The sequence below is a fragment of the Nocardioides humilatus genome (assembly GCF_008373755.1).
GTDB classification, from domain to species: domain Bacteria; phylum Actinomycetota; class Actinomycetes; order Propionibacteriales; family Nocardioidaceae; genus Nocardioides; species Nocardioides humilatus.
In genome coordinates, this window is record NZ_VUJV01000003.1 from 711,206 (window position 1) to 724,274 (window position 13,069).

The following is a 13,069-nucleotide window of genomic DNA, read 5'->3' on the forward strand; positions in this document are numbered from 1 at the left end:
TGCTATTCCTCCGCGCTGCTGCGAGCGGTGAGCCACATGCCGACGACGAACGTGCCGGCGCAGAGCAGACCGAGCATGACGAGCGCCATCAGGTAGTGGCCGGCGCCGGCGTTGGCGATCCAGTCGCTCTCCCCCGGCCCGAGCCCGCGCACCAGCCCCATCGTCGACGAAGTCGCCGCATAGCCCCATCGGGACGGCGCCAGCCACGCGATCTGCTCGAGCCCGAGCCGACCAGCGACGCCGAAGAGCGATCCGGACAACACCAACTGGATCATGATGACGCCGACGAGGGTCGGCATCGTCTGCTCGTTGCTCTTCACCAGGGCCGAGAGGGTCAGCCCGACGATCACCATGGTGAAGGCCAGGAGCGCGACCGCCAGGCACATGCGCAGCGCCCCGAGCCGGCCGTCGGGCCCGGGCAGGCCCACCATCGCGATGACGGTCACCATGAGGCCCTGGAAGAACGCCGCGCTGCCGAGGACCAGCACCTTGCTCAGGAAGTAGACGCTCGGCGAGAGGCCGACGGCGTACTCCCGCCGGAAGATCGGGCGCTCCCCCACCAGCTCGCGGATCGATATCGCTGTGCCCATCAGGCACGCCGACACGAGCAGCACGATGAGGCGTTGTCGGGCCTCACCTTGCTGGAAGACCATGTTGATCACGTCGCCGACCGGCACCCCGCCCTGCATCGCGGAGCACTTGCCGTCGCCGATCGACTCGGTGCGCCCCGGACAGATGAGCGACTCGTCGAGGGACAGCCCGAAACCACCGGGCACCAGACGGCTGAGCCCACCGAGCACCAGCGGGAGCAGGAGCAGCATGCCGAGGAGCAGCCGGTCGGAGACCACGACCGCGGTGTTGCGGCGCACGAGCGTCGACAGCTGACGACCGGGCGACTGCCGCGGCGGTGGCGGTACGGCGGCCGTCGCGGCCGGCATCGCGCCGGTGGTCGCGGCTGGTGCCTGTGGTGCCGGGATCTGCGACCACAGGTTCGGGTCGTCGAGGAGGTCGAAGACCTCCGGATAGCTCGGCCGGCGGAAGTGGGCGAGCACGCCGGAGGGCGGGCCGAAGTAGGCGATCCGGCCGCCGGGGGCCAGCACCATGACGTTGTCGCAGACGTCGAGCGCGAGCACCGAGTGGGTCACCACCATGACGACGCGACCACCGTCGGCCAGCATGCGCAGCTGCTTCATGACCTCGAGGTCGAGACCGGGGTCGAGGCCCGAGGTCGGCTCGTCGAGAAACAGCAGCGGCGGCGCGGTCAGCAGCTCGGTCGCGATCGAGACGCGCTTCTTCTGCCCGCCCGAGAGCTGGGTGCCGATCCGGTTGTCGAGCCGCGAGGTCAGCTGGAGCTGCTCGGCGACCTGCAGGACCCGGGCCTCCTGCTCCTGACGCGTGGTATCCGGAGGCAGACGGAGCTGCGCGGCGAACCGGAGCGCCTGACGCACCTTGAGCTGGGGGTGCTGGATGTCTTGCTGCGGCACCAGGCCGATCTGGAAGCGCAGCTGGTCGTAGTTGGCGTAGAGGTCGTGGCCCTGCCAGATGACCCGTCCGTGCGTCGCGGGGCGCAGCCCGGTCAGCGCGCGCAGCAGGGTCGACTTGCCGGCGCCGGAGGGGCCGATCACCGCAGTCAGGCTCGACGGCTTCAGCTGGAACGACGCGTTCTGCAGCAGCTGCTTGCCGCCGGGGAGCACCGTCGTGAGGCCGTCGGCGTAGAGCGTGAACTCGTGGGTCGTCGCCGAGGCGAGCAGCTGGCTGCCGTCCCAGCGGAAGGTCTGGTTGCCAAAGATGACCTCGGCCCCGACCGCGAGCTGCACGGTGCCCTGGACGCGGTGGCCGTTGACATAGCTCCCGTTGAAGCTGCCGAGGTCCTGCAGCAGGGCCGGCTGGCCGGGCCCACCGACGTGGAGCAGCGCGTGGTGCCGACTCACGAGGGCGTCGTCGAGGACGACGTCGTTGTCCGCCGTACGACCGATGCTGAGGGGGCGGCCCGACGCCGCCAGCTGGGGCAGCACCACCGAGTGGCCGTGCGCCAGCTGTCCGGGCGGCAGCACCGCCTGCGGCTGCCAGGCGTCGACCGGAGCGGCCTGGGCAGGCAGCTGCGGCGGCGGCAGGTTGCGCCACCAGTCGTCGGCCGGCGGCGGCTGGGGCGGCTGGGGTGCCGGCGCCGCGGGCGTCGGTCGCGACGGGTTGTACGGCGGCGGCATGACCGGCTGGGCGGGTGCGACCGGTTGCGGCCGGGCCACCGGCACCAGGCTGACGACCACGGCCTCGCCCGCCGGCCCGCCCAGGTGCAGGCTGAGCGGGCTCATCGGCACGACCAGGCGCGTGATGCGCTGACCACGGACGAACGTGCCGTTGCTGCTCGTGTCGACGACGACCCAGTCGCCGCCCTCACGCTGGAGCACCGCGTGGTGCCGCGAGGCGCTGCTCTCGGAGACCTGCACCTGGCAGTCGGCCTCGCGACCGATCACGACGCGGTCGCCTTCGAAGGTCTGCGTCGATCCTGCCCACTCCACGCGCAGGTGGTGCTGGCCGCCGGAGCGGTCCGGTGCGTTCGTCATGGGCCTCGGGGAGCTCGGGTGCGGGGACGGAATCACCCTATTGGATCTCCGCCCCGCCCACGGGTCACTCCCTCCAGTCGGGCCCCGGCGTATCGTCGACGTCGACCGGGACCGGCTCGCCATCAGCGGCAGGCGCCGGCGCCTTCCGCAGGCTCGCCACCGCGGTCACGATGAGCGTCACGATGATCACGCCGAGGCTCACGAGCGAGGAGATCTCCGGTGCGCCCGTCACGTGCTCGCCGCCGTTGATGAAGGCCAGCTCGTTCTCGTGCAGCGCGTGGAGCATCAGCTTCACGCCGATGAAGGCGAGGATGAACGAGAGGCCGAGCGAGAGGTAGACCAGCCGCTGGAGGAGTCCACCGAGCAGGAAGTAGAGCTGCCGCAGACCCATCAGGGCGAACACGTTGGCCGTGAAGACCAGGTAGGGCTCCTGGGTGATGCCGAAGATCGCCGGGATCGAGTCGAGCGCGAACAAGACGTCGGTGATGCCGAGCGCGATGATCACGATGAGGATCGGCGACACGAAGCGGGTGCCGTTCTCGACGTACCAGAGCTTGAGGCCGTGGTAGGCCGTGCCGACGTTGAGGTGGCGCTGGGCGAGCTTGACGACCGCGTTGTCCTCCGGGTGCTCGTCCTCGTGGCTGCCGTAGGCCTTGACGAGCTTGACGGCCGTGTAGACGAGGAACGCGCCGAACAGGTAGAAGACCCAGCTGAAGTTCTCGATGAGGGTGTAGCCGAGCGCGATGAACACACCGCGGAAGATCAGCGCCAAGACGATGCCGACGAGCAGCGCCTCCTGCTGGTACTTCCTCGGCACCTTGAGCGCCCCCATCAAGATGATGAAGACGAAGAGGTTGTCGATCGACAGGCTGTACTCGGTCAGCCAACCGGCGAAGAACTGCACGCCGTAGTCGTGGCCGTGGAAGGACAAGGTCCAGATCCCGAACGCGATCGCCGCGCCGACGTAGATCGAGAGCGCGACCGCGCACTCCTTCAACGTCGGTTCGTGCGGGTCACGAGCGATGACGATGACGTCGAAGAGCAGCACGCCGATGGTGGCGGCGATGGTGATGGTCCATTCGAGGGTGGTGACGTCCACAGAGTTGCCTCTCGGTGATCGGGGTCGGCCGGTCGCCCGAGGTCTCTTCCGCCGCCTTGCGGCGACCCACGCTCCCGGACCGGTTCAGACCTGCTACCGATCGTGATGACGAGAACGCAGCGGAGGAATACTCCCCTCTGGTGCCCTCATCCTCGCACAACCCTCGGCTGACGCCGATTCACCCGACACTTCGTGGGTCAGGAGAGCCCGGCGACCTTGGTCATGGTCGCGAGCTTGGCGCCGGTCTCGCGGACCTCGGAGTCGGGGTCGGAGCCCGCGACGATGCCGGCGCCGGCGAAGAGGCGCATCCGGGCGCCGTCGATGACGGCAGCACGGATGGTGATCGCGAAGACACCGTCGCCGGAGCCGTCGACCCAGCCGACGCAGCCGGCGAAGTAGTCGCGGAGGTCGCCCTCGAGGTCGGCGATGGCTTCTGCAGCCGCCGCAGCAGGCACGCCGCCGACGGCGGGCGTGGGGTGGAGCATCTGGGCCAGGTGCAGCGCGCTCGGGCCAGTGGCGGGGTCCTCCAGCCGGGCGGTGATCGGCGAGGCGAGGTGCCAGACGGTGTCGGTCGCGAGCATCGTGGGTCCGGTCGGCGGCTCGACGTCGACGCAGACCTCCTTGAGCGCGTGGACGATGGCGTCGACGACGAAGGCGTGCTCGGCGAGGTCCTTGTCGGAAGCCTGGAGCGCCGTGGCGCGGCGGGCGTCCTCATCAGGATCCGCGGACCGCGGCACCGACCCGGCGAGCGGGGTGCAGGCGATCTGGTCGCCGTGGCGGCTGACCAGCAGCTCCGGGCTGGCGCCGACCAACAACGGGCCGTCGACGAGTGACTCCGTGAGCGGCACGGAGAAGACGTAGCGCCCCGGCCGCGTCTCCAGCAGGCGGTCGATGATCTCGGCGGGCTCGAGCGGCGGGTCGCTGATCACGTCGAGACAGCGACCGATCACGACCTTGCGGACCACGCCCGCGGCGATCTTGTCGAGGACCGCACGCACCATGTCGGCGTAGGCCTCCGCGGTGGGGAACTCGTAGACCTCGTACTTGCGCTCGCGCGGCGTGGTCTCCGGACCGACCAGCGGCCGCTCGGACCCGACGACCTGGTGCAGGATCCCCGGCGCGCCCGCTGCGAAGGAGAGTGCGCCGATCGCTCGCTCCCCCGCCGGCAGTGCGGCAATGACCTCGGATGCCCACGCGGCGTCGGCCCCGTCCTCGGTGGTCCACGAACGGATCACCCGGTCGGCGACGTAGGCGTCCTCACCGGAGGCGAAGAGCAGCGGTCGCGACGGCAGGGACATGCCATCGATGGTACGTCGGCTCGCGCGACGCTCAGGAACCGCCATAAGGGGCACCCAGCCGCTCGAGGGCGGCCTGGCCGCCGTCGTGGGCCGTCAGCACCCAGATGCCCGTCTCCGTCAACGCGAAGGTGTGCTCGAAGTGGGCCGCCACGGACCCGTCGGTCGTCACGACGGTCCAGTCGTCGCTGGCGACGCGCGTCTGGTGGGTGCCGAGCGTGACCATCGGCTCCACGGCCAGCGCGAGACCGCGCTTGAGGCGGGGACCGCGGCCGGCACGCCCGTAGTTGGGCACGTCGGGCTCGAGGTGCATCTCGGTGCCGATCCCGTGGCCGGTGTAGTCCTCGACGATGCCGTAGTCACCCTGGTGGTGCAGGTAGTGCTCGATGGCGTGGGAGATGTCGCCGACGCGGCCACCGACGCGGGCAGCCGCAATGCCCTGCCACAGCGCTTCCTGGGTGACCCGCATCAGCTCGGTCACCGTGTCCGGGACCTCTCCCACCGCGACGGTGATGGCCGCGTCACCGTGCCACCCCTGCCCGTCGCTGTCGGCGACGATGGCCCCGCAGTCGATGGAGACGACGTCACCTTCCGCGAGCACCTGACGCCCGGGGATGCCGTGCACGACCGCGTCGTTGACCGAGGCGCAGATCGTCGCTGGAAACGGCGGGACGCCGTAGCCGAGGAACGACGGCGTCGCCCCCCGCGACCGGATCAGGTCCTCGGCGACCCGGTCGAGCTCACCGGTGGTGATGCCCGGTCGTACGGCGTCGCGGACTGCTGCCAGCGCGTCGGCGACGACGAGCCCCGCCTCCCGCATGCGCAGGATCTGTTCCGGAGTCTTGATCTCCAGGCTGGTGCCGAACAACGTGGGGTGTCGCGTCAGGCCTGCGGCACGGCGTCGAGCGCCTCGAAGATCCGCTTCTGGACGTCCTCGATGGTGCCCACGCCGTCGACCTCGACGAGCAGACCGCGCTCGCGGTAGATCGGCAGCAGCACCGCCGTCTCGGCCTCGTAGACGTCCTGACGGTGCCGGATGACCTCTTCGGTGTCATCGGCACGGCCGCTGGTCTCGGCGCGCTTGAGCATCCGCTGGATGAGCTCCTCGCGGTCGGCGACCACGAGCGACAAGACGACGTCGAGGCTCTCGTCGAGGCTCCCGAGGATGTCGTCGAGCACGGCGACCTGCTCGGCGGTGCGCGGGTAGCCGTCGAGGACGAACGCGGCGGCGTCGGGCTCGGCGAGCCGGTCACGCACCATCGCGTTGGTGATCTCGTCGGGGACGTACTTGCCCGCGTCCATGTATTGCTTGGCGGTCTTGCCGAGCTCGGTCTCGCCCGCGACGTTGGCGCGGAAGATGTCGCCCGTGGAGATGTGCGCGCCACCGATGTGCTCGGCGACAGCCACCGCCTGGGTGCCCTTACCGGCGCCCGGGGGGCCCATGATCAGAAGCCTCAACGCAGGAATCCTTCATAGTTGCGCTGCTGGAGCTGGCTCTCGATCTGCTTCACCGTGTCGAGCGCGACGCCAACCATGATCAGGATGGACGTTCCGCCGAAGGGGAAGTTCTGGTTGACGTCGATCAGCACCAGCGCGATCAGCGGGATCAGCGAGATCAGACCCAAGTAGAGAGCACCCGGCAGCGTGATGCGGGAAAGGACGTAGGACAGGTAGTCCTGGGTCGGCTTGCCCGCCCGGATCCCGGGGATGAAGCCGCCGTACTTCTTCATGTTGTCGGCCACCTCTTGCGGGTTGAAGGTGATCGAAACGTAGAAGTAGGTGAAGAAGATGATGAGCAGGAAGTAGCTCGCCATGTAGAGCGGGTGGTCGCCGCGGACGAAGTGGTCAGCGACGAACTTCACCCAGGCGGAATCGCTCGTCTGGTTGAACTGGACCGCCATCGCCGGCAGGTAGAGCAGCGAGGAGGCGAAGATGACCGGGATGATGCCGGCCTGGTTGACCTTCAGCGGGATGTAGGTCGAGCTGCCGCCGAACATCTTGCGGCCGACCATCCGGCGGGCGTACTGCACCGGGATCCGGCGCTGCGCCTGCTCGATGAAGATGACCGCGCCGACCAGCGCGAGCCCGATGCCGATGACCAGGGCGAAGGTCCACCAGCCCTGGCTCTTCTGGACCGACCACAGGGTCGTCGGGAAGGTCGCGACGACCTGGGTGAAGATGAGGATCGACATGCCGTTGCCGATGCCGCGCTCGGTGATGAGCTCGCCGAGCCACATGATGACCGCGGTGCCGGCGGTCATGGTGATGACCAGGACCAGGAACGTCGTGGTGCTGTCGTTGTGGAGCAGCGGATAGGTCGCGGTGTCACAGTTCTGCAGCAGGCTGCCGGTGCGCGCGAGCGCGACGATGCCGGTGGCCTGGAGCAGCGCGAGCCCAAGCGTCAGGTAGCGGGTGTACTGCGTGATCTTCGTCTGACCGGCCTGACCCTCCTTCTTGAGGGCCTCGAGGCGCGGGATCACCACGACGAGCAGCTGCAGGATGATGCTCGCGGTGATGTAGGGCATGATCCCCAGCGCGAAAATCGTCAGCTGGAGGAGCGCCCCGCCTGAGAACAGGTTGATCAGGTTGTAGACGCCGGTGTTGTTGGCTGCGTCGCCGAGGCAGTGCTGCACGTTGGCGACGTGCACACCCGGGGCGGGGATCTGCGAACCTGCCCGGAATACGACGATGATCAGGAAGACGAACAGCAGCTTGCGCCGCAGGTCCGGTGTCCGGAATGCGTTCACGAACGCGCTGAGCACTGAAGGTCCTCTTTCTGACGGGGCCGACCACACCTGAGGGCCGTCGGGAAGCCTAACAGGGAGCGAGAAAGGCGCGGCCGCCCTGTAGACCAGGCCGGCCGCGCCTCAACTCAGGAGAGCGTCACAGAACAGTGACGCTGCCGCCCGCGCCCTCGATCTTCTCCTTGGCGGAGGTCGAGAAGGCGTTGGCGCTCACCGCGACCTTGACCGTCAGCTCGCCCTGGCCGAGCACCTTGACGGGCTCGCCCTTGCGAACCGCGCCACGGGCCACGAGCAGCTCCGGGGTGACGTCGCCGCCCTCCGGGAACAGGGTGCTGATGCGGTCGAGGTTGACGACCTGGAAGGTCACCTTGAACGGGTTCTTGAAGCCCTTGAGCTTCGGGAGCCGCATGTGGATGGGCATCTGTCCACCCTCGAAGGCCACCGGCACCTGGTAGCGGGCCTTGGTGCCCTTGGTGCCTCGACCAGCGGTCTTTCCCTTGGAACCCTCACCACGGCCGACGCGGGTCTTGGCCTTCTTTGCCCCCGGCGCCGGACGCAGGTGGTGCAGCTTGAGAGCACCCATGTCAGTCGACCTCCTCAACCGTCACCAGGTGACGGACGGTCTGGACCATGCCGCGGATCTCCGGGCGGTCCTCCTTGATGACCACGTCGCCGATGCGCTTCAGCCCCAGCGAACGCAGCGTCTCACGCTGGTTCTGCTTGCGGCCGATGCCCGACTTCAACTGCTTGACCTTGAGCTGCGCCATCAGGAGCTCACCCCTGCGGCGGCCTTGGCCGAAGCGGCCTCGGCCTCGCCAGCAGCCTTCGCCTTGAGCAGCGCGGCCGGGGCCACGTGCTCGACGGGGAGACCCCGACGGGCGGCCACGGCCTCGGGCTGCTCGAGCAGCTGGAGGGCAGCAACAGTCGCGTGGACGATGTTGATCTGGTTGGACGAGCCCAGCGACTTGCTGAGAACGTCGTGGATGCCGGCGCACTCGAGAACGGCGCGCACCGGGCCACCGGCGATCACACCGGTACCGGGCGCAGCCGGACGCAGGAAGACGACACCGGCCGCCTTCTCACCCTGCACCGGGTGCGGGATGGTGCCCTGGACGCGGGGGACGCGGAAGAAGTTCTTCTTCGCCTCCTCGACACCCTTGGCGATCGCCGCGGGCACCTCCTTGGCCTTGCCGTAGCCGACGCCGACCAGACCGTCACCGTCACCGACGACCACGAGGGCGGTGAAGCTGAAGCGACGACCACCCTTCACGACCTTGGCAACACGGTTGATCGCGACGACCCGCTCGACGTACTGGCTCTTCTCCGCGCCGCCGCGGCGGTCGTCACGACCACCGCGTCCGCCGCGGTCGCCACCAGAACGCTGTCCGCGCTGGGGTCCGCTCATGATTTCTCCTCAGTCCTTGCTATCGCGATCAGAAGGTCAGGCCGGCGTCGCGGGCGCCGTCGGCCAGGGCCGCGATGCGACCGTGGTACTTGTTGCCAGCTCGGTCGAAGACGACAGAGTCGACACCGGCCTCCTTGGCACGGGCAGCAACGAGCTCGCCGACCTTCTTCGCCTTGGCAGTCTTGTCGCCGTCGAACGACCGCAGGTCGCCCTCCATGGTGGAGGCCGACGCCAGGGTCTTGCCGACCAGGTCGTCGACGACCTGCACAGTGATGTGCTTGGTCGACCGGGTGACCACCATGCGCGGACGCTCGGCGGTGCCGTTGATCTTCTTGCGGCCACGGATCTGACGGCGCAGACGCGACTTCGCGCGCGCCGACAGGTGCCGCTGGTGCTTGAGTGTGATCGCCATGGTCACTTACCAGCCTTTCCGACCTTGCGACGGACATGTTCGCCTGCGTACCGGACGCCCTTGCCCTTGTAGGGCTCGGGCTTGCGGAGCTTGCGGATGTTGGCAGCGACCTCGCCGACCTGCTGCTTGTTGATGCCGACGACGCCGAGCTTGGTGGGGCTCTCGACGGTGAAGGTGATGCCCTCCGGCGCGTCGAAGATGATCACGTGCGAGTAGCCGAGCTGGAACTCCAGCTGGGTCGGGCCCTTGGACAGGACGCGGTAACCGACGCCCACGATCTCGAGCTTCTTCTCGTAGCCCTCGGTCACACCCACGACCATGTTGTTGATCAGGGTGCGGGTGAGGCCGTGGAGCGACTTGCTGATGCGCTCGTCGTCGGGGCGCTTGACGTCGAGGACGCCCTCGCCCTGCTCGACCACGATGGGGGCAGCCACAACGTGCGACAGGGTGCCCTTGGGACCCTGGACCGTCACCTGCGGACCGTCGAACGTCACGTTGACGCCGGCCGGGACCGGGACGGGGAGCTTGCCAATGCGGGACATGCTGTGCCTCTCTTCCTGGTCTCGTTACCAGACGTAGGCGAGGACTTCCCCACCCACGCCCTTCTGGTTGGCCTGACGGTCGGTCAGCAGGCCCTGGCTCGTGGAGATGATCGCCACGCCGAGGCCGCCGAGCACCTTCGGGAGACCCGTGTGCTTGGCGTAGACCCGGAGGCCGGGCTTGCTGATGCGGCGGACGCCGGCGAGCGCACGCTCGCGGCTACGGCCGTACTTGAGGGTGATCGTGAGCGTCTTGCCCACGCCGTTGTCGTTGTCGGCCACGTCGAAGGAGGAGATGTAACCCTCCTGCTTGAGGATCTCGGCAACGCCCTGCTTGAGCTTGCTGTACGGCATCGCAACCGTGTCGTGGTACGCCTGGTTGGCGTTGCGCAGACGAGTCAGCATGTCTGCGATCGGGTCAGTCATCGTCATGATGTGTGATTCCTTCTGCTGCGGTTTCCGCCTGCTCGCGGCGGGTCGGACCTTCAGCTGTTAGTGGTGATTACCAGCTCGACTTGGTGACGCCGGGCAGCTCGCCGCGGTGGGCCATCTCCCGCAGGCAGATACGGCACAGGCCGAACTTGCGGTAGACGGACTTCGGGCGACCGCACCGCTGGCAGCGGGTGTAGCCACGAACCGCGAACTTGGGCTTGCGGGCGGCCTTGACCTTGAGCGAAGTCTTCGCCATGTCAGTTCTCCTTGAAGGGGAAGCCGAGCTGCTTCAGCAGCGCGCGACCCTGCTCGTCGTTGGTGGCCGAGGTGACGATCGTGATGTCCATGCCCCGCTGACGGTCGACCTTGTCCTGGTCGATCTCGTGGAACATGACCTGCTCGGTGAGACCGAACGTGTAGTTGCCGTTGCCGTCGAACTGCTTGGGGTTCAGGCCACGGAAGTCGCGGATGCGCGGGAGCGCGAGCGACAGCAGCCGGTCGAGGAACTCCCACATGCGGTCGCCGCGAAGGGTGACGTGGGTGCCGATCGGCATGCCCTCACGGAGTTTGAACTGCGCGATGGACTTGCGAGCCTTCGTCACCGCCGGCTTCTGGCCGGTGATGAGGGTGAGGTCGCGGATCGCGCCCTCGATCAGCTTCGAGTCGCGAGCAGCCTCGCCGACACCCATGTTGACCACGATCTTGACCAGACCGGGGACCTGCATGACGTTGGCGATCTCGAACTCGGACTTGATCGCCGGGGCGATCTCCTCGCGGTACTTGGCCTTGAGGCGCGGGGTGACCTTCTCGGCCACCGGAGCGTCAGTCGTCTCGGTCATCTCAGATTTCCTTACCGGTCTTGCGGGAGACCCGGACGCTGCGCGTCGACTGGTACTCCGAGCCGTCGGGGCGACGCTTGGTGACCTCGACCCGCTTGAACGAGATCCGGGTGACGCCCTTGCCCTCGACCAGCATCACGTTGGAGACGTGGATGGGGGCCTCGGTGGTGATGATCCCGCCGGTGGTGCCGGCGCGACCGCCCTGGTTGACGACCTTGGTGTGCTTCTTGATCCGGTTGACGCCCTCGACGATCACCCGCTGCTCCTCGCGGAGCACCTTGATGATCTTGCCCTCGGCGCCCTTGTCCTTGCCCGCGATCACCTTGACGGTGTCGCCCTTCTTCAGGGCGATCTTCGGGGCCTTCTTCGAGGCGGTCATCACAGCACCTCCGGTGCGAGCGAGATGATCTTCATGAACTTCTTCTCCCGCAGCTCGCGACCCACGGGGCCGAAGATGCGGGTGCCACGGGGCTCGCCGTCGTTCTTGAGGATCACGGCGGCGTTCTCGTCGAACTTGATGTACGAACCGTCGGGACGACGGCGCTCCTTGACGGTGCGCACGACGACAGCCTTGACGACGTCACCCTTCTTGACGTTGCCACCGGGGATCGCGTCCTTGACGGTGGCGACGATGACGTCGCCGATCCCGGCGTAGCGTCGACCGGAGCCGCCGAGCACGCGGATGCAAAGGATCTCCTTGGCACCGGTGTTGTCGGCGATCTTCAGTCGCGACTCCTGCTGAATCATTTCTTCTCCTGGTTGTCGTGCCGGTTCTCAGTCCCACGACGGGGGCTGAGCCTGGCCGAACGGTGGATTACTTAGCGCGCTCGAGGATCTCGACGACGCGCCAGCGCTTCGTGGCGGACAGCGGGCGGGTCTCCATGATCAGGACCCGGTCGCCGACGCCACAGTCGTTCTGCTCGTCGTGCGCCTTGAGGCGGGTGTTGCGGCGCAGGACCTTGCCGTACAGGGCGTGCTTGACGCGGTCCTCGACGGACACGACCACGGTCTTGTCCATCTTGTCGCTCACGACGAGGCCCTCACGGGTCTTGCGCGTGTTGCGCTCCACAGTCTGGTCGCTCATGCGCTCTCCTCCTCCGAGCCCGGCGTGGTGCGAATGCCGAGCTCGCGCTCGCGCACCACGGTGTAGATCCGGGCGATGTCCTTCTTGACCGTGCGAAGCCGACCGTGCGACTCCAGCTGGCCAGTGGCCGCCTGGAACCGGAGGTTGAACAGCTCCTCCTTGGCCTCGCGCAGCTTGGCCTCGAGGTCGATGTCGTTGAGCTCGTCGAGCTCGTGGGCCTTGACGTCCTGGCTCATCAGAACTCCCCAGCCTCTCGGGTGACGAAGCGGCACTTCATGGGCAGCTTGTGGATGGCACGGCGCATCGCCTCGCGGGCGACATCCTCCGGGACACCGGACAGCTCGAACATGACGCGACCGGGCTTGACGTTGGCGACCCACCACTCGGGCGAGCCCTTACCGGAACCCATGCGGGTCTCAGCGGGCTTCTTGGTGAGCGGGCGGTCCGGGTAGATGTTGATCCAGACCTTGCCGCCACGCTTGATGTGGCGGGTCATGGCGATACGAGCGGACTCGATCTGTCGGTTGGTCACGTAGTGACCCTCGATCGCCTGGATACCGTAGTCACCGAACGCGAGCGAAGTGCCACCCTTGGCAGCACCCCGACGCTTGGGGTGGTGCTGCTTACGGTGCTTGACGCGACGCGGCATCAACATG

General features: G+C 67.8%; 19 protein-coding genes. All 19 read right to left on the reverse strand.

Annotation, left to right across the window (positions count from 1 at the left end):
- Positions 1-2: 2 nt before the first annotated feature.
- On the reverse strand, positions 3-2,564 hold the full coding sequence (locus tag F0U44_RS11290; protein WP_188113435.1) for an FHA domain-containing protein: 2,562 nt from the start codon (positions 2,562-2,564) through the stop codon (positions 3-5).
- A gap of 64 nt (positions 2,565-2,628) precedes the next feature.
- Positions 2,629-3,663: a TerC family protein gene (locus tag F0U44_RS11295; RefSeq protein WP_149728378.1), complete on the reverse strand. Its 1,035-nt coding sequence runs from the start codon at positions 3,661-3,663 to the stop codon at positions 2,629-2,631.
- Positions 3,664-3,860: 197 nt separating this feature from the next.
- Positions 3,861-4,961 (reverse strand): isochorismate synthase, encoded by a 1,101-nt coding sequence (locus F0U44_RS11300; RefSeq protein WP_188113436.1) that lies wholly within the window; start codon positions 4,959-4,961, stop codon positions 3,861-3,863.
- A gap of 31 nt (positions 4,962-4,992) precedes the next feature.
- Positions 4,993-5,826: a type I methionyl aminopeptidase gene (map, locus tag F0U44_RS11305; protein WP_149728380.1), complete on the reverse strand. Its 834-nt coding sequence runs from the start codon at positions 5,824-5,826 to the stop codon at positions 4,993-4,995.
- A gap of 14 nt (positions 5,827-5,840) precedes the next feature.
- Positions 5,841-6,416, reverse strand: a complete 576-nt coding sequence (locus tag F0U44_RS11310) for an adenylate kinase (protein ID WP_149728381.1) — start codon at positions 6,414-6,416, stop codon at positions 5,841-5,843.
- Positions 6,413-7,720, reverse strand: coding sequence for a preprotein translocase subunit SecY (gene secY / locus F0U44_RS11315; protein ID WP_149728382.1), 1,308 nt, complete (start codon positions 7,718-7,720; stop codon positions 6,413-6,415). Before secY ends, F0U44_RS11310 begins: the two co-directional genes overlap by 4 nt.
- Before the next feature lie 121 nt (positions 7,721-7,841).
- Positions 7,842-8,285 (reverse strand): 50S ribosomal protein L15, encoded by a 444-nt coding sequence (gene rplO, locus F0U44_RS11320; RefSeq protein ID WP_149728383.1) that lies wholly within the window; start codon positions 8,283-8,285, stop codon positions 7,842-7,844.
- 1 nt (position 8,286) lies between these two features.
- Positions 8,287-8,469 (reverse strand): 50S ribosomal protein L30, encoded by a 183-nt coding sequence (gene rpmD / locus F0U44_RS11325; protein WP_149728384.1) that lies wholly within the window; start codon positions 8,467-8,469, stop codon positions 8,287-8,289.
- Positions 8,469-9,107: a 30S ribosomal protein S5 gene (gene rpsE / locus F0U44_RS11330; protein ID WP_149728385.1), complete on the reverse strand. Its 639-nt coding sequence runs from the start codon at positions 9,105-9,107 to the stop codon at positions 8,469-8,471. Before rpsE ends, rpmD begins: the two co-directional genes overlap by 1 nt.
- A 28-nt stretch (positions 9,108-9,135) precedes the next feature.
- Complete coding sequence (gene rplR / locus F0U44_RS11335; RefSeq protein WP_149728386.1) at positions 9,136-9,519, reverse strand: 50S ribosomal protein L18; 384 nt, start codon at positions 9,517-9,519, stop codon at positions 9,136-9,138.
- Positions 9,520-9,521: 2 nt separating this feature from the next.
- The gene (rplF, locus tag F0U44_RS11340) at positions 9,522-10,061 is read right to left on the reverse strand and encodes a 50S ribosomal protein L6 (RefSeq protein ID WP_149728387.1); all 540 of its coding nucleotides are present in this window, start codon (positions 10,059-10,061) and stop codon (positions 9,522-9,524) included.
- A 24-nt stretch (positions 10,062-10,085) separates the two neighbouring features.
- The gene (gene rpsH, locus F0U44_RS11345) at positions 10,086-10,490 is read right to left on the reverse strand and encodes a 30S ribosomal protein S8 (RefSeq protein ID WP_149728388.1); all 405 of its coding nucleotides are present in this window, start codon (positions 10,488-10,490) and stop codon (positions 10,086-10,088) included.
- Positions 10,491-10,560: 70 nt separating this feature from the next.
- Positions 10,561-10,746, reverse strand: coding sequence for a type Z 30S ribosomal protein S14 (locus tag F0U44_RS11350; RefSeq protein WP_056599702.1), 186 nt, complete (start codon positions 10,744-10,746; stop codon positions 10,561-10,563).
- Position 10,747: 1 nt separating this feature from the next.
- The gene (gene rplE, locus F0U44_RS11355; RefSeq protein WP_149728389.1) at positions 10,748-11,329 is read right to left on the reverse strand and encodes a 50S ribosomal protein L5; all 582 of its coding nucleotides are present in this window, start codon (positions 11,327-11,329) and stop codon (positions 10,748-10,750) included.
- A 1-nt stretch (position 11,330) separates the two neighbouring features.
- Entirely contained in the window at positions 11,331-11,708 is a 378-nt protein-coding gene (rplX, locus tag F0U44_RS11360) for a 50S ribosomal protein L24 (RefSeq protein WP_223163654.1), read from the reverse strand.
- Positions 11,708-12,076 (reverse strand): 50S ribosomal protein L14, encoded by a 369-nt coding sequence (rplN, locus tag F0U44_RS11365; RefSeq protein ID WP_149728390.1) that lies wholly within the window; start codon positions 12,074-12,076, stop codon positions 11,708-11,710. Before rplN ends, rplX begins: the two co-directional genes overlap by 1 nt.
- Before the next feature lie 67 nt (positions 12,077-12,143).
- The gene (gene rpsQ, locus F0U44_RS11370) at positions 12,144-12,413 is read right to left on the reverse strand and encodes a 30S ribosomal protein S17 (RefSeq protein WP_149728391.1); all 270 of its coding nucleotides are present in this window, start codon (positions 12,411-12,413) and stop codon (positions 12,144-12,146) included.
- Positions 12,410-12,649, reverse strand: a complete 240-nt coding sequence (gene rpmC / locus F0U44_RS11375) for a 50S ribosomal protein L29 (protein ID WP_149728392.1) — start codon at positions 12,647-12,649, stop codon at positions 12,410-12,412. Before rpmC ends, rpsQ begins: the two co-directional genes overlap by 4 nt.
- Positions 12,649-13,068 (reverse strand): 50S ribosomal protein L16, encoded by a 420-nt coding sequence (gene rplP / locus F0U44_RS11380; protein ID WP_149728393.1) that lies wholly within the window; start codon positions 13,066-13,068, stop codon positions 12,649-12,651. Before rplP ends, rpmC begins: the two co-directional genes overlap by 1 nt.
- Position 13,069 lies beyond the last annotated feature (1 nt).